This is a genomic window from Pseudomonas sp. MF4836, from assembly GCF_002018875.1.
GTDB lineage: Bacteria > Pseudomonadota > Gammaproteobacteria > Pseudomonadales > Pseudomonadaceae > Aquipseudomonas.
The window spans coordinates 231,660-250,335 of the sequence record NZ_MVOL01000007.1 but is presented as its reverse complement, the minus strand read 5'-3'; the positions used below and the strand labels follow the sequence as shown (position 1 = coordinate 250,335).

At 64.9% G+C, this 18,676-nt stretch carries 19 protein-coding genes; 10 read left to right on the top strand and 9 right to left on the bottom strand.

Annotated elements, in window-relative coordinates; translation table 11 throughout:
* Nucleotides 1–6 precede the first annotated feature (6 nt).
* Nucleotides 7–2,139 carry a TonB-dependent receptor gene (locus tag MF4836_RS18265; protein WP_078471446.1) on the bottom strand — a complete coding sequence of 711 codons (2,133 nt, stop codon included), beginning with the start codon at nt 2,137–2,139 and terminating at the stop codon, nt 7–9.
* Between the two features lie 86 nt (nt 2,140–2,225).
* Nucleotides 2,226–2,612: a DUF2946 domain-containing protein gene (locus MF4836_RS18260; protein WP_078471445.1), complete on the bottom strand. Its 387-nt coding sequence runs from the start codon at nt 2,610–2,612 to the stop codon at nt 2,226–2,228.
* Between the two features lie 96 nt (nt 2,613–2,708).
* On the opposite strand from MF4836_RS18260, the gene MF4836_RS18255 reads away from it, so the two are divergent.
* On the top strand, nt 2,709–3,146 hold the full coding sequence (locus tag MF4836_RS18255; RefSeq protein WP_078471444.1) for a DUF3995 domain-containing protein: 438 nt from the start codon (nt 2,709–2,711) through the stop codon (nt 3,144–3,146).
* Between the two features lie 34 nt (nt 3,147–3,180).
* On the opposite strand, the gene MF4836_RS18250 is transcribed toward MF4836_RS18255, so the two are convergent.
* The 6 genes from MF4836_RS18250 to MF4836_RS18225 are packed head-to-tail and all read right to left on the bottom strand — an operon-like array spanning nt 3,181 to nt 9,247.
* Nucleotides 3,181–3,549, bottom strand: coding sequence for a Na+/H+ antiporter subunit G (locus MF4836_RS18250; protein WP_020300631.1), 369 nt, complete (start codon nt 3,547–3,549; stop codon nt 3,181–3,183).
* Nucleotides 3,546–3,824 (bottom strand): K+/H+ antiporter subunit F, encoded by a 279-nt coding sequence (locus tag MF4836_RS18245; protein ID WP_078471443.1) that lies wholly within the window; start codon nt 3,822–3,824, stop codon nt 3,546–3,548. The genes MF4836_RS18250 and MF4836_RS18245 overlap by 4 nt, the downstream gene beginning before the upstream one ends.
* Nucleotides 3,821–4,309, bottom strand: coding sequence for a Na+/H+ antiporter subunit E (locus tag MF4836_RS18240; RefSeq protein WP_078471442.1), 489 nt, complete (start codon nt 4,307–4,309; stop codon nt 3,821–3,823). The genes MF4836_RS18245 and MF4836_RS18240 overlap by 4 nt, the downstream gene beginning before the upstream one ends.
* Nucleotides 4,306–5,991, bottom strand: a complete 1,686-nt coding sequence (locus tag MF4836_RS18235; protein WP_078471441.1) for a monovalent cation/H+ antiporter subunit D — start codon at nt 5,989–5,991, stop codon at nt 4,306–4,308. The genes MF4836_RS18240 and MF4836_RS18235 overlap by 4 nt, the downstream gene beginning before the upstream one ends.
* A complete protein-coding gene (locus MF4836_RS18230; RefSeq protein ID WP_003202835.1) occupies nt 5,988–6,332 on the bottom strand; it encodes a Na+/H+ antiporter subunit C in 345 nt (114 codons plus the stop codon). The genes MF4836_RS18235 and MF4836_RS18230 overlap by 4 nt, the downstream gene beginning before the upstream one ends.
* Nucleotides 6,332–9,247: a monovalent cation/H+ antiporter subunit A gene (locus MF4836_RS18225; RefSeq protein WP_078471440.1), complete on the bottom strand. Its 2,916-nt coding sequence runs from the start codon at nt 9,245–9,247 to the stop codon at nt 6,332–6,334. The genes MF4836_RS18230 and MF4836_RS18225 overlap by 1 nt, the downstream gene beginning before the upstream one ends.
* Nucleotides 9,248–9,491: 244 nt before the next feature.
* Between MF4836_RS18225 and MF4836_RS18220 the strand changes: the two genes are divergently transcribed.
* Nucleotides 9,492–9,965, top strand: coding sequence for a hypothetical protein (locus MF4836_RS18220; RefSeq protein ID WP_078471439.1), 474 nt, complete (start codon nt 9,492–9,494; stop codon nt 9,963–9,965).
* Between the two features lie 8 nt (nt 9,966–9,973).
* Here MF4836_RS18220 and MF4836_RS18215 read toward each other — a convergent pair whose 3' ends face one another.
* Nucleotides 9,974–11,002 (bottom strand): DMT family transporter, encoded by a 1,029-nt coding sequence (locus MF4836_RS18215; protein WP_102047923.1) that lies wholly within the window; start codon nt 11,000–11,002, stop codon nt 9,974–9,976.
* On the opposite strand from MF4836_RS18215, the gene MF4836_RS18210 reads away from it, so the two are divergent.
* The 8 genes from MF4836_RS18210 (at nt 10,997) to MF4836_RS18175 (ending at nt 18,669) form a co-directional block, all read left to right on the top strand.
* Nucleotides 10,997–11,560, top strand: coding sequence for a helix-turn-helix domain-containing protein (locus MF4836_RS18210; RefSeq protein ID WP_020300638.1), 564 nt, complete (start codon nt 10,997–10,999; stop codon nt 11,558–11,560). The two genes, MF4836_RS18215 and MF4836_RS18210, sit on opposite strands and share 6 nt — an antisense overlap.
* 197 nt (nt 11,561–11,757) lie before the next feature.
* Entirely contained in the window at nt 11,758–12,960 is a 1,203-nt protein-coding gene (locus tag MF4836_RS18205) for an SfnB family sulfur acquisition oxidoreductase (RefSeq protein WP_078471437.1), read from the top strand.
* Between the two features lie 13 nt (nt 12,961–12,973).
* Nucleotides 12,974–13,438, top strand: coding sequence for an acyl-CoA dehydrogenase (locus MF4836_RS18200; RefSeq protein WP_020300640.1), 465 nt, complete (start codon nt 12,974–12,976; stop codon nt 13,436–13,438).
* The gene (locus tag MF4836_RS18195; protein ID WP_020300641.1) at nt 13,438–14,835 is read left to right on the top strand and encodes an LLM class flavin-dependent oxidoreductase; all 1,398 of its coding nucleotides are present in this window, start codon (nt 13,438–13,440) and stop codon (nt 14,833–14,835) included. The genes MF4836_RS18200 and MF4836_RS18195 overlap by 1 nt, the downstream gene beginning before the upstream one ends.
* Nucleotides 14,836–14,971: 136 nt before the next feature.
* Nucleotides 14,972–15,961, top strand: coding sequence for an AMP-binding protein (locus MF4836_RS18190; protein WP_078471436.1), 990 nt, complete (start codon nt 14,972–14,974; stop codon nt 15,959–15,961).
* Nucleotides 15,958–16,734, top strand: a complete 777-nt coding sequence (locus MF4836_RS18185; RefSeq protein WP_078471435.1) for an ABC transporter ATP-binding protein — start codon at nt 15,958–15,960, stop codon at nt 16,732–16,734. The genes MF4836_RS18190 and MF4836_RS18185 overlap by 4 nt, the downstream gene beginning before the upstream one ends.
* Nucleotides 16,734–17,615 carry a branched-chain amino acid ABC transporter permease gene (locus MF4836_RS18180; RefSeq protein WP_078471434.1) on the top strand — a complete coding sequence of 294 codons (882 nt, stop codon included), beginning with the start codon at nt 16,734–16,736 and terminating at the stop codon, nt 17,613–17,615. Before MF4836_RS18185 ends, MF4836_RS18180 begins: the two co-directional genes overlap by 1 nt.
* Nucleotides 17,616–17,619: 4 nt before the next feature.
* Complete coding sequence (locus tag MF4836_RS18175) at nt 17,620–18,669, top strand: branched-chain amino acid ABC transporter permease (RefSeq protein WP_078471433.1); 1,050 nt, start codon at nt 17,620–17,622, stop codon at nt 18,667–18,669.
* Nucleotides 18,670–18,676: the final 7 nt, after the last annotated feature.

Sequence of the window (18,676 nt, the reverse complement as noted above, 5' to 3'; positions counted from 1 at the left end):
GGTGGCTCAGAAGCGGGTCTGCACCGCCAGCTCAAAGGTGCGTGGGGTGCCCAGGTAGTAGGCCGGTGAGACGTGGGCGTATTCGGCGTAGACCTGGTTGGTGAGGTTGCGTATGCGGCCGGTGACGCTGGTCTGTGAGTCGACCTTGTAGGTCAGGAAGCTCCCATACAGCGTGTATGACGGCACGGTAAGGGTGTTGGCGTTGTCGGCGAACACCGAGGCCACGTAACGCGCATCGACCCCGGTTTGCCAGCGCGCTGTCAGGTCATAGGTCAGCCACAGGTTTCCCACCCGGTCCGGCACGTTGACCGGGGTATTGCCCTTGCGCGAGACCACGTTGCCGGCGGCATCTTTCTCGTTGAACTCGTCATACCGGGCATCGACCCAGGCGAAGTTGCCCTCCAGCAGCAGGTTGGGGCTCAAGTGCAGCGAACTGGCCAGTTCCACGCCCCGCGAACGCTGCTGGCCCACTGCAATGCTGTTGCTTGGATCCTGTGGGTCGGTCACCGAAAAGTCCTGGCGTTCGATGCGGTAGGCCGCCAGCGTGGCCGAGCCCCGGCCGTCCAGGTAGTCGAATTTGCTGCCGATCTCCCATTGCTTGCCGGTCGATACGTCGAAGTTCTGGGTGCCATTGGGCTGTTCGGCGGCCGTGCTGTACAGCACGTAGACGTTGGCGCTGGGGATGAACTGGTAGGTCAGGCCGAGGCGCCCGGTGACCGGCTCCCAGCGTCGCGTGAGATGACGCGGGTTGCTGGGCGTGACTTCACGGTGGTTGGTCAGGTCCAGTTCGATCGCGTCGTAGCGCAGGCCGCTCACCAGCGCCAGGCGTTCGGTCAGCGCCAGGCGGTTCTCGGCGAACAGCGCCCGGGTCGTGACCTCATTGGTCTTGTCGGCGACAAAGCCCTGGCGGGTCTGTGGCAGGTCATAGAAGTGCCCGGGCAAGTAGTTATCGGGATCGACACTGTTGGCGGCCTTGACGTTGAGCGGCGAACTGGTGATGCGGTTGACCTTGTACTCGAAGCCGCCGGACCAGGTGCTGTCGAGGCCGAACAGCTGGCCCTCGTGGCGCAATTGGAACTGGTTGCCGTTCTGCTCGCCCTGGTGCCGCACCTGATAGGCGGTGGAGCGATTCACCCGGCTGTTGTCGGCGTTGTACTGGTAGGTCTCGAGGTTGCGGTAATCGCGCTGGCTGTCCAGGTGGTAGAGGGTGTTGCTCAGGCTGGTGCTGTCGTTGATCCGGTAGTCGATGATCGACCGCACCCAGATCGTGCGCTGCTCGTAGCGGCCGTCCGCGACGTTGTAGTTGTTGAAGCGGTTGTGCTTGTCGATCTTCAGTTCGCCGGCCTTGGGGTTGAGCACCGGGGTGCCCCAGTAGGGGCTGTCCTGGTGCTCGTCCTGGTACTCCAGGGCCAGGGTGTGGGACAGGTCCGGGGTCAGGTCGCTGAGCAGGGAAAATGCCAGGCTCCAGGCATCGCCCTGCTGGCGGTCGATATAGCCATTGCTGGTGTTGTGGCTGAGGTCCAGGCGCGCGTAGTGCTGGACCTCGGCGCCCGCGTCGCTGAGGGCGTGGTTGAGGCCGAAGGCGGTCTGGGTCGTGTCGTAGGTGGCGTAGCTGATCCGGCCCTCGGCCGCCTGTTCCTGGCGGTTGGCCAGTTTGCTCACGTAGTTCAGCGAACCGCCCACCGAGCCTGCGCCATTGACCAGGGATGCCGGGCCACCGAGCAACTCGACCCGGTCGTAGATCCAGGCATCCACCGGCCGCGCCAGGCCGCTGGAGACGTTGATGCCGTTGAACATCTGGGTGATCTGGCTGTTGCTGAAACCCCGGTAGGAAACAAATCCGCCAAAGCCCGGCGGCGCGCTGGCATTGACCCCGGGCAGGCTGTTGGCTGCGTCCTGGAAGGTCCGCGCGCCGTGGCGCTGCATATCGCTGCGATTGGCCACGGCCACCGAGGCCGGGGTCTGCCGCAGGCTCAGGCCCAGGCGCGAAGCGATGCCTCCGGCTTGGTCGAGGGCCAGGCCCGGTTCGGCCTCCTGTTCGCCGTCGATGGTGATCGGGGCCAGGTCGAGGCTGGCTTGCGCCCAGGCGTTGGCGGACAGGCAGCCGAACAGGCCGGCCAGCAAAGGAAGGTGTTTCATCGATGTATCCTGAATTCTTGGCTAGGAATCAGCCCACGGCCGAACGCCACGCGTTGGCGCGGTGGGCAGGTGGTCGAGCGAAAGAGTCAGGCGACAGGTGGGGCGCGCGGGTGGGCCGTGGGCCAGAGGAAACGGGTGGGGATTTCAGCGCTGGCGATCGGCGCCGGGGGCGGGCTGTGCTGCTCCGGCAGGATCGCCAGGCTCAGGCTGGAGTTGAGTGCCGGGCCCATGCCGCCACTGGAGCACAGCGGACAACCGAAGGCCTTGGACAGGGTCGGCAGCGACTCATCGCCGGGGCCCACGGGGCTCGGTGCCTGGGTCTGCGGGTCGACCGAACAGAACTGGCCGCCGATGCCGTTGAGCTGCATGCCGACCATTTGCCCGTGACCGATGCTGCAGGCGAACACGTTGAACAGGACGCAGCAATAGAGCATCCAGGCCAGCAGTGAGCGGTCGGTTCGGGCAAGTTTCATGGGGCGGCACTTTACCATCGGTGCGACTGAAAGCACTTACAAAAACGTCCGGGGCGGTCCATTCTTCAGCGACATTTTTGTCAGGGATGTCTGAGCATGAGCCTTTTGGTCGCGCAAGGAACAGCCACGGTTTTGATCCTGATTGCCTTGGTTCATCTGTACTGGGCTTTGGGCGGGCGGCTTGGCAGCGAGGCGGTGGTGCCCCAGGTGGCGGGTGCGGCACCGGGCCAGTGGCAGCCGGCGTTCCGGCCGACGGCATGGATCACCGCGCTGGTGGCCCTGGGGCTGTTGTTGATTGCGCTGCTGGTGTGCCTGCGGGTCGGGCTGTTTCTGCCGCTGCTGGGCCAGCCGTGGTTGCAGTGGTTGATCAGTGCAATTGCGCTGTTGATGTTCGCCCGGGCCATTGGCGATTCGAGCCTGGTGGGCTTCTTCAAGGAGCCCAGCCGGTCGCGCTTCGCACGGCTCGACAGCCTGGTCTATTCGCCGCTGTGTGTGGCGCTGGGGGCCGGCCTGCTGGTGGTGGCGTGGAACTGAGGCAGCGGGGTCGCCGTTGCGCCACCACCGCTCTTCAGTTACCGCTCTCGCTGCGCTTGCTGCTGACTTCGGCCGGTACATCGTGCCCGGCCATGCGCTTGCGAAACAGCGCGGCGCGGGCCAGCAGCAGGGTGGTCACCGGCACGGTGATCGCCAGCAGGATCGGGATCAGCCAGGCATGCAATACCGGGCCGGACTTGAGCGCCGAAAAGTAGATGATCGACGCCAGCGCCACGGCCCAGGAGCCCAGGGTGGTGGCCAGCGCCGGCGGGTGCATGCGCTGGAAATAGTCCTTCATGCGCAGCATGCCCACCGCGCCGATCAGGGCGAACAGACTGCTGAGCACCAGCAGGATCGCCACGGGGATCTCGACCCAGGGCGACAATTCAACCAGGCCATTCATTCGATCACCTCGCCACGCAGAAGGAATTTCGCCAGGGCGAAGGAGCCGACAAACCCGAGCAGCGCAATCAGCAGCGCCGCCTCGAAGTAGGTATCACTGGCGTAGCGAATGCCCAGCACCAGCATCATCAGCATCGCCAGGATGTACAGGTAGTCCAGGGCCAGGACCCGGTCCTGGGCCGAAGGGCCCTTGAACAGACGGACCAGGGTCAGGACCATGGCCACCGAAAACAGGAACAGGCTGAGCAGGATTGCATTGGAGAGGAGGGCGCTCATTCGAAGATCTCCATCAGTGGCCGCTCATAGGCGGTCTTGAAGTGCTCGATGAATTGCTCTTCGTCGTCCAGATCGAACACGTGCAGCAGCAGGATGCTGCGGTCCAGGGACAATTCCGACCAGACCGTGCCCGGCACCACCGTGGTGATGGTCGACAGCGCCGCCAGGCCGTTGGCATCGCGCAGGTCCAGGGGGATCTTGACGAACTTCGAGCGTGGCGGCCGGCGTCCGGCATTCAGCACGCTCCAGGCCACCGCCAGGTTGGACAGCACCACATCGCGGCCCACCAGCAGGAACAGGCGCAGGATGGTCATGGGCCGGCGAATGCGGATTGGCAATGGCCGCAACGGGCGCATCAGCAGGGGGGCGGCGAAACCCAGGATCGCCCCCAGCAACAGGTTGCCCGGACTCAGGGACAGGTTGAGCAGCAGCCACAGCAGCCACAGCGCCAGGGACAGCCAGGGGGCGGGGAAGATGCGCTTCATGGCTGCACCTCCAGCGCTGCGGCTCGGGCTTCAGGGCTGGGCACGGCGCGGGTGCCCAGCACCGCCATCACGTATTGCTGCGGGTTGTTGAGGCTGTCGGCGGTGGCCTGGGTGAAGCGCAGCAACGGCTCGGCCTTGAACGTCAGCAGCACGCTCAGCCCCAGCAGGGCGATGATCGGCACGCATTCAAAACGACGCAGCAGGGGCGAAGGCCGCTCCTCGGGAGTCCAGAAGCGCTGGATGCCAACCCGCGAAAAGGCGATCAGCGAGGCCAGCCCCGAGAGAATCAGCAACGCCAGCAAGCCCCAGGCCGCGAGGCTGATCGGCTGCTCGCTGGCAACGCCCAGGCCTTGCGGGTTGAGCAGGGCGCTGATCAGGCTCAGCTTGCCGATAAACCCCGACAGTGGCGGCATGCCGATAATCAGCAGGGCGCAGGCGATAAAGCTCAGGCCGAGGAAGGCCATGGTCCAGGGGATGACCTGGCCGACCACGGCTTTTTGCTCGTCATCGAGGTTGGTGCCCCGGGGCGGTTGCAGGGATTCCAGCGGTCGTGGCAGGACTTCGACTTCATCCTCCAGGGGGATTTCATTGGCCGAACGCGAGCGTTCGATCAACTCCGCCAGCAGGAACAGCGCACTCAGGGCCAGGGTGGAGCTGACCAGGTACACCAGCGCCCCGGCGATCAATTGTGGCTGGGCGAACCCTACGGCCGACAGCAGGATCCCGGCCGAGACCAGGATGCTCAGGCTGGCCATGCGCTCCAGGCGCTGGGCGGCGAGAATCGCCAGGGCCGCGCAGGCAATTGTCGCCATGCCGCCGTAGATCAGCCACTCGCCGCCAAAGTAGGCCGACGCGCCGGCCTGCCCGGAAAACAGCAGGGTCCACAGGCGCAGCAGGGTGTAGACGCCGACCTTGGTCATGATCGCGAACATCGCCGCCACCGGCGCGCTGGCCGAGGAGTAGGCCGGCACCAGCCAGAAGTTCAGCGGCCACATCCCGGCCTTGGCCAGGAACGCGGTGGCGAGGATTGCCGCGCCGGCATGCAGCAGGCCACGGTCGGCCTCCGGCACCAGCGGGATCTTCAGCGCCAGGTCGGCCATGTTCAGGGTTCCGGTGACGCCGTAGATCAACGCCGCGCCGATCAGGAACAGCGACGACGCCAGGAGGTTGATCGCGATGTAGTGCAAGCCCGACGAGACCCGGGCGCGCCCCGAACCGTGCAGCATCAAGCCGTAGGAGGCCGCCAGCAGCACTTCGAAAAACACGAACAGGTTGAACAGGTCGGCGGTCAGGAAGGCCCCGTAGAGGCCCATCAGCTGGATCTGAAACAGTGCGTGGAAGCTGGCCCCGGCGCGGTCCCAGCGAGCCATGGCGAACAGCAGGGCGCTGACGCCGATGATTCCGGTCAGCACCAGCATCAGTGCTGACAGGCGATCGACCACCAGCACGATGCCGAACGGCACCTGCCAGTTGCCCGGCAGGTACACGCCGATCGAGCCGGGCACGCCTTGTTGCTGGGTCCAGTACAGCAGGAGCACGGAAACACCTAGGCCGACCATGCTTGAAAACAGGTTGATCCGGGCCTTGAGCGGGCGATGTTTCTCGCCAAGCATCAGCATGATCGCGGCCGTCAGCAACGGCAGCAGGATGGGGGCGGCTATCAGGTGCGGCATCAGGTTCATTCTTTAGGCTCCCGGCCATCCACGTGGTCGGTGCCGGTCAGGCCTCGCGACGCCAGGAGCACCACCAGGAACAGCGCGGTCATGGCGAAACTGATGACGATAGCGGTGAGGACCAGCGCCTGGGGCAGCGGGTCGGTGTAGTGCAGCAGGTCCTGGGGCACGCCGTCCTTGATGATCGGCTCCTTGCCGATGAACAGGCTGCCCATGCTGAAGATAAACAGGTTGACCCCGTAGGACAGCAGGCACAGGCCCATCACCACCTGGAAGGTCCGCGGGCGCAGTACCAGCCAGACTCCGGAGGCGGCCAGGACGCCGATGGCGATTGCGATGACTTCTTCCATCAGGCGGCTCCAGGCTTGGGCAGGGCTTTGATCTGGTTCGGCTTGTGGGCCCGCACCGATTGGTGCGCCAGGGCAGTGAGGATCAGCAGGGTCGAACCGACCACCACCGCGTAGACCCCGATGTCGAAGAACAGCGCGCTGGCGATATGGATATCACCCAGTACCGGCACGCTCAGGTGCAGGGTATGGGTGGTCAGGAACGGATAACCGAAGGCCATGGCCCCGAGGCCGGTAACCGTGGCGAACAGCAGCCCGGTGCCCATCCAGCGCAACGGTCGCAGGCTCATCTGTGCCTCGACCCATTGGGTGCCGGCGACCATGTATTGCAGGATGAACGCCACCGACATCACCAGGCCGGCGACGAAACCGCCGCCCGGCTGATTGTGCCCGCGCATGAACAGGTAGAACGACACCACCAGGGCCACCGGCAGCAGCAGGCGCACCAGCACCGCCGGCACCATCATGAAGCCCAGGGCGGTATCGCTGGCCTGGCGCGGGTTGACCAGATCGGTGACCACGTCCGGTGCCAGCAGGCGCTGCTGGGCCGGCAGTTGCATGCTTTCCTTGGGCGGGCGGAAGCGTCGCAGCAGGGCGAACACGGTCAGGGCCACGGCTACCAGCACGGTGATTTCACCCAGGGTGTCGAAGCCCCGGAAGTCCACCAGCATCACGTTCACCACATTGCTGCCACCGCCCTCGGGCAAGGCGCGGCTGAGGTAGAACGAGGAAATGTCATTCGGTGTCTGGCGCGTCAGCATGGCGTAGGAGAGCACCGCCATGCCGAGGCCGACGGCGGTCGACAGCGCCAGGTCGCGCAGGCGACGGATGCGCGCCTTGGGCACGCTGCTGGGCAGTGGCGAGACGTCTTCGATCCGCCGCGGCAGCCAGCGCAGGCCGAGCAGGATCAGGACCGTGGTCACCACTTCGACCACCAGTTGAGTCAGGGCCAGGTCCGGCGCCGAGAACCAGACGAAGGTCACGCAGGTCATCAGACCGCAGACGCTGACCATGGTCAGGGCCGCCAGCCGGTGATACTTGGCTTGCCAGGCGGCGCCCAGGGCGCAGGCAATTGCCAGCAGCCACAGGGTGACGAACACGATCGAGCCCGGGATCTTCGGCCGGTCGCCCCAGGTCAGGCTGCTGTTGAGCATCGGGATCAGGCCCAGCAGCACGGCGGTCAAAACCAGCAGGAACAATTGGGTCTGCAGGCGCCGGGTGCTGATCCACCGCTCCAGGCGTCGGGCCAGGCGCATCATGCTCACCAGGCTGCGTTCGAACAGGCGCTTGCCGTTGAGCGCGCCGGTCAGCGGCGGGTAGGCGAAGCGTCCCAGGTGCAGCTGCTTGCGCAGCAGCAGGTAAAGCACGATGCCGCCGGACATGGCGATCAGGCTCATGATCATCGGCGCATTCAGGCCGTGCCAGATTGCCAGGCTGTACTCGGGCAGGACCCCGCCCACCACCGGCAAGGCCGCAGCGGCCAGCAGCGGACCGACGATCTGCGCCGGGAAAATCCCCACCAGCAGGCAGGTGAACACCAGCAGCTCCACCGGCGCGCGCATCCAGCGCGGCGGCTCGTGCGGGGTGTGGGGCAGGTCGGTGGCCGGCTCGCCGAAGAACACGTCGACGGTAAAGCGCAGGGCATAGGCGACGCTGAAGGTCCCGGCGATGGTGGCGATCACCGGCAGGGCGGCTTCGACCCAGGCGGTGGAGTTGATGAACACGGTTTCGGCGAAGAACATTTCCTTGGACAGGAAACCGTTGAGCAGCGGTACACCGGCCATGGAGGCGCTGGCCACCATGGCCAGGGTCGCGGTGAACGGCATCAGCTTGACCAGGCCGTTGAGCTTGCGGATATCCCGCGTGCCGCTCTCGTGGTCGATGATCCCGGCGGCCATGAACAGCGAGGCCTTGAAGGTGGCGTGGTTAAGGATGTGGAACACCGCCGCCACGGCGGCCAGCGGGCTGTTCAGGCCCAGCAGCAGGGTGATCAGGCCCAGGTGGCTGATGGTGGAGTAGGCCAGCAGGCCCTTGAGATCGTTCTGGAACATCGCGCAATACGCGCCCAGCACCAGGGTGCAGGCACCGGCGCCGCCGACGATCCAGAACCATTCTTCACTGCCGGAAAGCGCGGGCCAGAGCCGAGCCAGCAGGAACACCCCGGCCTTGACCATGGTCGCGGAGTGCAAGTAGGCCGAGACCGGGGTCGGTGCGGCCATGGCGTGGGGCAGCCAGAAGTGGAAGGGGAATTGCGCGCTTTTGCTCAGAGCGCCGATCAGGATAAGCGGCAATAGGATGGGGTACAGGGCATGGGCCCGAATCAGGTCGCCGGCGGCCAGTACCTGATCCAGGTCGTAGCTGCCGACGACATGGCCGAGCAGCATGACCCCCGCCAGCAGGCACAAGCCGCCCGCTCCGGTCACCATCAGCGCCATGTAGGCGCCACGGCGGGCGTCGGAGCGGTGGTGCCAATAGCCGATCAGCAGGAACGAGAAGAGGCTGGTCAGTTCCCAGAAGAACACGATCTGGATCAGGTTGCCGGAAATCACCAGGCCCAGCATGGCGCCCATGAACGCCAGGAAAAACGCAAAGAAGCGCGGCACCGGGTCTTCCGGCGACATGTAGTAACGGGCGTACAGCGACACCAGGGTGCCGATGCCCAATACCAGAATGGAGAACAGCCAGGCAAAGCCGTCCATGCGCAGGACGAAGTTCAGGCCCAGGCTGGGCAGCCACATGAACTCCTCGCGGATCACGCCGCCATGGGCGATCTGGGGATATAAAAGGGCTACTTGAATGGTCCCGGCCAAGGCAACAAGGCCGGCCAACAGGGATTCGGTGTTACGTGCGTTGTGCGGCAACAAGGCCGCTACACAGCTTCCAATAAAAGGTAGAAGCAATAGAACTATCAGGGACATAGGCTTCTAATCTGCGGAGAATTCTGACGAATGATACGTGCCGGACCCCGGATCACCAAACGTCAAGCTGTGCCAGGATCCTACAAAACTAGTTACATCAGGTTTCAAAGTAGGGGACAAACCCGACACCTGCCCAAAAACCGTGGCCATTTACCCGACACCGCCAGTGACCTGCGGCCATCGCCAAATGTTATTGTGGCGCCCGCGCCGACCCCTGGCTTGCAAAGGACCCTGCAGACTCCCCATGACTTCCACTACCTTGCGCCACAAGACCCTGATCATCGTGCTGCTGGTCATCATCCTGGGGTTGCTCGTCAACCTGTGGTTCGGCTTTATCGCCAGTTCGCCGAGCATGGGGATGCGGAAGATCAAGACCCTTGAACCCTTGCTGATCGAAGGGCCCCTGGAGGATGACAACGTGTATGCGCTGCCGCCGGGCACGCTGCTGTTTCTGGACACCGGCTTTGCCGAAGGGCACGTCCGCTACCTGGCGTACTTCTATCACAAGGGCGCGTTTGCCCATGAAGAGGTGCCGGCGGACCTGGAACACGGCCCCACTCTGGGGGCGCCCACCTGGCTGTACAACGTTGATCTGGACAACCCGGACGCACCCATCCCGCGCCCCCCGATGACCCGCGACGATATCGTCCAGGCCGTGCGCGCCGGCCAGGTCACGCGCCAGGACCTGACCGCCATCCTGCGCTCCCTGCCCAAGTAGCCTGGTGCTTACTGGCGGGATTCCAGCGTCTGCTCTTGCTCATCCGCCTCAGGCACCGGTTCGGCACGGCCCCTGGTTTTCAGCTCGCTGATGATCACCGCCGCCACGATCAGCGCACCACCGACCAGGGCCAGGGCCGGCAGCCGTTCGCCGGCGATGCGTCCGACCAGCCCGGCCCAGACCGGTTCGCCGGCGTAGATCAGGGTGGCGCGGGTCGGCGAGACGCTTTTCTGCGCCCAGTTCATCGCCACCTGGATCGCCGCACTGGCGGCGCCCAGGCCCAGGGCGCTGGCCAGCAGCAGCCAGGAAAACGACGGCAGGCTTTCCTGGGTCGGCACCACCATCAGGAACGCCAGCAATGAGGTCGCCGCCAGTTGCACCACGGTGACCCGGCGCACATCGACCTGGCCGGCGTAGCTGCTGATCAGGATGATTTCTGCGGCAATGGCCACGGTGCTGATCAGGGTGGCGATTTCCCCGGGGCTGAAATCCAGCGAAGCGCCGTTGGGCCCCGACAGCAGCATCAGCCCGGTAAAGGCCAGCATGATGCCGATGCTCGGCATCAGCCCCGGGCGCTTGCCCATGAACAGCCATTGCAGCAGCGGTACAAAGGGCACGTAGAGCGCGGTGATAAAGGCCGACTGGCTGCTGGGAATGGTCTGCAGGCCGATGGTTTGCAGGCCGTAGCCGAGCATGATCGCGGTGCCGATGAAAGTCCCGGCCTTGAGTTCGAACCAGGTCAGGCCCCGCAGGCTGCGGGCCGAAAACAGCGCGACGATGATTGCGCCGGCGGCAAAGCGCAGGCCGACGAAAAACATTGGCCCGCTCACGGTCATGGCGTGCTGCACCATCAGGAAGGTGCCGCCCCAGATCATGGTGATCAGCACCAGCACGCATTCGGCTTTGCTCAGCTTGAGGAAGGTTTTGCGGGAGTTCACCGGAGTCATGACCTTGCGTACAGGGGGAGTGGAACGCACAATGCGCCGAAATGCGGGCAGTATACTGCGCAATCCTTCTAAGTGAGCAATATAGTGCACAAAGAATCCGGCCAGCGGGCTTCGGTCCTGCAACATGTCAGCCTCAATGTGCGCCGCCTGCGCCACGCCGCCGGGCTGAGCCAGAGCGTCCTCGCGGAACAGTCCGATGTCAGCCGGCGGATGCTGGTGGCCATAGAGGCTGGCGAGAAAAACGTCAGCCTGGGCACCCTCGACCGGGTGGCCGCGGCCCTGGGGGTCGCGTTCAGCGACCTGATCCAGGCCCCGGAAGTGCGCGACCCCAGCCGTATCAATGAGCTGGCCTGGGCCGGGACCATCCCCGGCAGCACGGCGATGTTGCTGGCCAAGGCCGTGGCCACCCGCGAGGTGGAACTCTGGGAGTGGCGTCTGGAGCCGGGCGAGCTCTATCAGTCGCAATGCGATGCCGAAGGCTGGAGCGAACAGATCTATGTGTTCGAAGGCTGCCTGACCCTGGTGCTGGGTGATACGGAGCGGCGGATCGAGACCGGCGAGTTCTTCATGTTCGCCAGCCACGTGCCCCATGCCTATCGCAATGACGGCCCGCTGGCCACGCGCTTCGTGCGCAATGTGGTGGTCTGAACTGACGCCAGGGCAACTGTTGGCCAGCCAACAGTGCTTGAACACTTTGCCTGTTTTGAATTGATGCCAGTTCTCTGATTGTTGATTAAGAGGCTGATAAACAAGGCTTTTAAACTTCGGCACGACTTCTGCAATAAGTCCTGAAACACAGGTCCGCCACGGGCCTGGCGCATTCATCCAGGACTTGGAGTCGGCCCATGACAGCCTCTGCCCAACCCACTCGAACCGCCCATATCATTCGCACCGACGCCGAGGCGATCAGCATCGCCCGGGAGCTGGCCGAGCGCTTTGCGGTCGATGCCAGCGTGCGTGATCGCGAGCGGCGCCTGCCGGTCGCCGAACTCGACGAGTTTTCCGCGAGCGGCTTGTGGGGCATCACCATACCCAGGGAGTACGGCGGCGCGGGGGTGTCCTACGTCACGGTGGCCGAAGTGATCAAGATCATTTCCGCGGTCGACTCGTCCCTGGGGCAGATCCCGCAGAACCACCTGGGCGTGCTCGACATCCTGCTGCAAACCGCCAGCGAAGAGCAGAAGCGCTACTACTTCGGCAAGGTGCTGCAGGGCGTTCGCTTCGGCAATGCCTTCTCCGAAGCCAAGAGCAAAAACGCCGGGGCCTTTGAAACCACGATCCGCTTCGACGGTGACAGCGCGCAGATCGACGGCGAGAAGTTCTACTGCACCGGCGCGCTGTTCGCCCATATCGTGCCGGCGGTGGCGGTGAATGAGCAGAACCAGGCGTTTATCGCCTTTATCGAGCGCGACAACCCCGGGCTGACAGTGATCGACAGCTGGGACGGCTTCGGCCAGCGCACCACCGCCAGCGGCGGCGTGACCCTGAACGCGGTACGGGTGCCGCTGAGCGCGGTGATCCCGGCCCATCGCGCCTTCGATGAGCCCACGGCCGACGGGCCGATTTCGCAGATTATCCAGGCCGCCGTGGACACCGGCATCGCCGTCGGCGCCCTTGAAGAAACCAAACACTACGCCCGCCAGTCACGGCCCTGGATCGACAGCGGCCTGGACCATGGCTGGCAGGACCCGTTCACCATCGCCGCCATCGGCGACCTGGAATGGCGCGTCCACGGCACCGAGGCGATCCTCGAAAAAGCCGGGCGCGCCATCGACCAGGCCTTGCTCAACCCCAATGAAGACAGCGTGGCTCACGCGTCGGTGGTGGTGGCCCAGGCCAAGGTGCTGTCGGCCGAAAGTGCCTTGCTCGCCAGCAGCAAGTTGTTCGAACTGGCCGGGACCCGCTCGGTGCTCGGCAAATACAACCTCGACCGTTACTGGCGCAACGCGCGCACCCACACCCTGCATGACCCAGCGCGCTGGAAATACCACCTGATCGGCAACTTCCTGCTCAACGGCGTCAAGCCAGCCCGTCACGCCTGGAATTAAAAGGACTTCGCTCATGAATGCACTGACCCAAACCGCTGCCGCCCAGCCGTCCCTGGCCCGCAGCGGCAATGACCTGGAACGCGCCCGGCAACTGTTGCAGCAGACCCTGCTGTTCGTCCGCGAGCAGGCCCAGCCCTGGGCTGGCAGCGGCCTGGCCAAGGCCAGCGACGACCCCTATGTGATCAGCCGTTTCGGCGACTTGCAGATCCGCATCGAAGTCGCGGCGGCCTTGCACGAACGGGCCGAAGCCCTGCGCAACGCCGCCCAGGACCCGGCCGAGGTCAGCGTGGCCCAGGCCGAGGCGGCGATTGCCAGTGCCGAAGCGCTGCTGGCCGCAAGCAACGCCGAATTCGAATTGACCGGGCAACGCAGCCCGCAGTTGGCGGCTCTGAATGATCCGCTGCGCTGGAAATATCAGTTGATCGGCAACTACCGCCTCAATGGCGTGCTGCCACCGAGCCTCAGGAGTGCTGTTTGATGTCCCGTGAAATTCGCCTCAACGCCTTCGACATGAACTGCGTCGGCCATCAATCCCCGGGCCTGTGGGCGCATCCGCGCGACCGCTCGTGGCAATACAAGGACCTTGAATACTGGACCGACCTGGCGAGGATTCTTGAACGCGGCAAGTTCGACGGTCTGTTTATCGCCGACGTGCTGGGCATCTATGACGTCTACAACGGCAACGGTGACGCGGCGATCCGCCAGGCGACCCAGGTTCCGGTGAACGACCCGTTGCAACTGATCCCGCCGATGGCGCTGGTGACCGAGCACCTGGGTTTTGGCCTGACCGCGTCCCTGTCGTTCGAGCACCCGTATCCCTTCGCCCGGCGCCTGTCGACCCTGGACCACCTGACCAAGGGCCGCGCCGGCTGGAACATCGTCACCTCCTACCTGGAAAGCGGGGCCAAGAACCTGGGGCAGAAGACCCAGACCGAGCACGACGCGCGTTATGACTTTGCCGAGGAATACCTGGAGGTCTGCTACAAGCTCTGGGAGGGCAGTTGGGAAGACGGGGCGATCCTGCGTGACCGCGAGCGGCGGATTTTCAGCGACCCGAGCAAGATCCACGAGATCCAGCATTTTGGGAAACACTTCCAGGTTCCCGGTATCCACCTGTGCGAGCCCTCGCCGCAGCGCACCCCGGTGCTGTACCAGGCCGGGGCGTCGAGCCGGGGCAAGCAGTTTGCCGCCGAGCACGCCGAATGCGTATTTGTTGCCGCACCGTCCAAGGTGCTGCTGAAAAAGACCGTGGCCGATATTCGCCGCCGCGCCGCCGAGGCCGGGCGTGATCCGTCGAAGATCCTGATTTTCAACCTGCAGACGGTGATCCTCGGCGAGACCGATGCCAAGGCCAAGGCCAAGTTCGAAGAGTACAAATCCTGGGTCAGCTATGAGGGGGCGATGGCCCTGATCTCGGGCTGGACCGGTATCGATTTCAGCCAGTTCAAGCCCGATGAACCGCTTAAACATGTGCACACCAACGCCATCCAGTCGGCGGTCGAGGCGTTTTCCACGGCGGACCCGAACAAGGTCTGGACCCCCCATGAGTTGGCGGACTGGGTGGGGATTGGTGGTTTTGGCCCGTTGTTCGTCGGCAGCCCGGAGACGGTCGCCGACCTGTTGCAGGAATGGGTTGAAGACACCGATGTCGATGGCTTCAACCTGGCGTATGCCTTGACCCACGAGACCTTTGTCGACGCCGTGGAATTGCTGGTGCCGGAGTTGCAGAAGCGCGGCGTGTACAAGACCGAATACGCCCCCGGCACCCTGCGCGAAAAACTCTTCGGCGCCGGCCCACGCCTGCCCGAGATCCACCCCGGCAGCGCCTGGCGTGACCTGGGTGGCCAACGCGCCGCCGCGCAAAAAACTGCCTGAGGAGCCTCGGCAGAAAACACATACGGCTGCAGCAGGCGGATGGTCGTTGCTCATGAGGGGCAGCGGCCACAGATTTTGATTCACCCAACCCCCAGCCAGCGGACCACCGCACGCTTTAGCCATACGAGGTAAGCCCATGAGCGTGCATGAACTGAAACGTCCGCCCGTTGCCGAGCCGTTGGCCGCTGACGGGCGGCTGAGCCTGCCCCAGGCCCTGGAGCAACTAAGGCACTGGGCCCAGGTCAGCCCGTTGCAAACCGCGCTGCGCCACAAGCGTCACGGCCAGTGGTATGCCTGGCGCTGGATCGACGCCTTGCGCGATGTCGAGCGCCTGGCCGACGGCCTGCGCCAGCAGGGCTTCAGCGAGCAGTCGCGGCTGGCCCTGAGCGGTGCATTCGAACCCAACCTGTTGCTGCTGGCCCTGGCGGCCCAGAGCATCGGCGCCCAGGTCTTGAGCCTGGGCGACGAGCTCGGCCCCGAGGCCCTGCGCCAGGCCTTGTGGCGCTTGCAACCGAGCCATGCCTTTGTGCATTCGCGCCAGCAATTGCGGCAATGGCTGGCCGCGGTGCAGCACGCCCCAACGCCACTGGTGCTGATCAGCAACCAGCAGGTGCCGCGCCTGCCGGCAGATGCACCGCAACCGCTGGTGGAGTTCGCTGCATTGCTCGGCGCCAGCGAAGCCCCGCAACGCCAGGTCTACTGGCGTCAGCCAGTGGCCGCCGCGCAGTTGTGGAGCGAGGAGGGCACCCAGTGGCAGGACGGGCTCAAGGTGGTGCTCGAACAATGGTTGAGCAGCGGCCACAGCCTGGCGTTCCCCGAAAGCCGTGGCAGTGCCGGTCGCGACCGCCGCGACGTGGCCCCCAGCGGCTTGCTGCTGTCCGCCGAACGCCTGCAACGCCTGGCCGACGACATCGAAAACCGCCTGGCGCCGCCCCACAGTTGGCGCCGGCAACTCTGCGAATGGGCGCTGGCCCACCCCGAGCACCGCCTGGCCCGGCTGTTGAAAAACCGCGTGCGGCGCCTGCTCGGCTTCCAGCGCCTGGACTTTATCTGGCAAGCCCCGAGTCACGCCGCGCGAGCCTCGGCGCCGACCTGGCTGGCCGAATTCAAACGGAACATCGCATGAGCTCAACCGATTGCATCTTGCAGGTCAGCGCCATTTCCCTGTCGTTCAAGGGGGTCAAGGCGATCAATGAACTGTCCTTCGACGTCCGGCGTGGAGAGATCTGCGCCCTGATCGGCCCCAACGGCGCCGGCAAAAGCTCCCTGCTCAATGTGTTGAACGGCGTGTACCGCTTCGACGCCGGGGCCATCGTCTTCAACCAGCAGGCGTTCAAGCGCATCGACCCGCTGAGCGCCGCGCGCCGTGGCATTGGCCGCACCTTTCAAAACAACGCGCTGTTCAAGAAGATGAGCGTGATCGACAACATCCTCACCGGGCTTTCGCGACACATGCGCGTCAGCTTTATCGAACAGGCCCTGGGTCTGCCCCGGGGGCGGCGCGAGGCCGAGGCGTTCCGCCAGCGGGCCCAGGGCATCCTCGAATTTCTTGAACTGCAGGCCCAGCGCGATGTGCTGGTGGGCAACCTGTCCTACGGCCTGCAAAAGCGCGTGGAGCTGGGGCGGGCGCTGATCGCCGAGCCCAGCCTGTTGCTGCTGGATGAGCCCATGGCCGGGATGAACGCCGAGGAGAAGCAGGAAATGGCGCGCTTTATCGCCGATATCAACCGCGACCTGGGCACCACCGTGGTCCTGATCGAGCACGACATGAGCGTGGTCATGGGTCTGTCCGACCATGTGGTGGTGCTCGATTACGGACGCAAGGTCGGCGACGGCACCCCGGCCCAGGTGCAGGCCAATCCGGAGGTGATCGCGGCCTACCTGGGAGTGGTGCACTGATGAATTTCTTTCTCGAAACCCTGCTCGGCGGCCTGCTGGCCGGCACCATGTATTCCCTGGTGGCCATCGGCTTCGTGCTGATCTACAAGGCCAGCGGAGTGTTCAATTTCGCCCAGGGCGCCATGCTGCTGTTCGCCGCGCTGACCTTTGTCAGCCTGCACGAACAGGGCGTGCCCTTTGCCGTGGCCTTGCTGCTGACGGTGCTGGTGATGGTTGTCGGCGCCCTGCTAATCGAGCGCCTGGTGCTGCGGCCGCTGGTCAACCGTTCGCAGATCACCCTGTTCATGGCGACCCTCGGCCTGTCGTTCATCATCGAGGGCCTGGCCCAGGGGCTGATGGGCTCACAGGTCCGGGCCCTGGACCTGGGCATCGACGACGTGCCGCTGTTTCTCGGGCCGTTGATGGTCAGCCAGTTCGACCTGATCGCGGCGGCGACCGCCCTCGTGCTGGTGACCGTGCTGGCGCTGTTGTTCAACAAGACCCGCATCGGCGTGTCGCTGCGGGCGGTGGCCGACGACACCACCGCAGCCTTGTCCATCGGCATCAACCTCAACCGCATCTGGCAGATCGTCTGGGCGGTGGCCGGGGTGGTCGGGCTGGTGGCCGGCTTGCTCTGGGGCGCGCGCCAGGGGGTGCAATTCTCGCTGTCGCTGGTGGTGCTCAAGGCCTTGCCGGTGCTGATCATCGGCGGCTTCACCTCCATCGGCGGGGCGATTGTCGGCGGGCTGATCGTCGGCGCCGCCGAGAACCTGGCCGAAGTCTATATCGGCCCGCTGATCGGCGGCGGCATCACCCCCTGGTTCGCTTACGCGCTGGCCCTGGCCTTCCTTTATATCCGTCCCGCCGGCCTGTTCGGCGAACGCGCCATCGAGCGAGTGTGAACTCATGTCCCTGACTCTGTTGCATTCGTCGGCGCCGGTGCTGCTGGTCCGGCGCCGCCTACCCTGGGGCTTGATCGGCCTGTTGCTGCTGGCCTTTGGCGCGGTGCCGCTGCTGGGCAACGACTATTGGCTGAACGCGATCCTGATTCCGTTCCTGGTGCTGTCCCTGGCTGGCCTGGGGCTCAACCTGCTCACCGGCTACACCGGCCAGACGTCGGTCGGGGCCGCGGGTTTCATGGCGGTCGGGGCCTTCGCCACCTACGGCTTCCTGCTGCGCCTGCCGGAGCTGGGACTGCCGCTGGCGCTGCTGGGCGGTGGCCTGATCAGCGCCATGGTGGGGGTGTTGTTCGGCCTGCCGAGTTCGCGGATCAAGGGTTTTTACCTGATGGTCACCACCCTGGCGGCGCAGTTTTTCCTGGAGTGGCTGTTCGTCAAATTCCCCTGGTTCTACAACTACGGTTCATCGGGGACCATCTCGGCGCCAAGCCTGAGCCTGTTCGGCCATGACCTCAACACTCCGCTCGGGCGCTACCTGCTGACCCTGGTCACGGTGCTGCTGCTGACCTGGGTGGCGCGCAACCTGGTGAACAGCCAGATCGGCCGCAACTGGATGGCGATCCGCGACATGGACACCGCCGCCGCGGTCATCGGCATCGGCGTGGTGCGCTACAAGCGCCTGGCGTTTGCCGTCAGCTCGTTCTACCTGGGGATCGCCGGCGCGCTCTGGGCCTTTGCCTACCTGGGCACGGCCAGCGCCGGCAGCTTCGATATCAATCGCTCATTCCAGATCCTGTTCATCATCATTATCGGCGGCATGGGCAGCCTCGCCGGCAACTTCGTCGGCGCGGCCTTTATCAGCCTGCTGCCGATCTTTCTCAGCCACGCCGGGCAGGCGCTGTTTGGCGGCGCGGTGGATGCCGGGCAGTTGCAGAACCTGCAGAAAATCATCTTCGGCGTGCTGATCATCGTGTTCCTGATCAAGGAGCCCGAGGGCCTGATCCGCCTGCTCGGCAACTTCAGGCAACGGCTGGCGCACTGGCCGCTGCGTTTCTGACCCCATC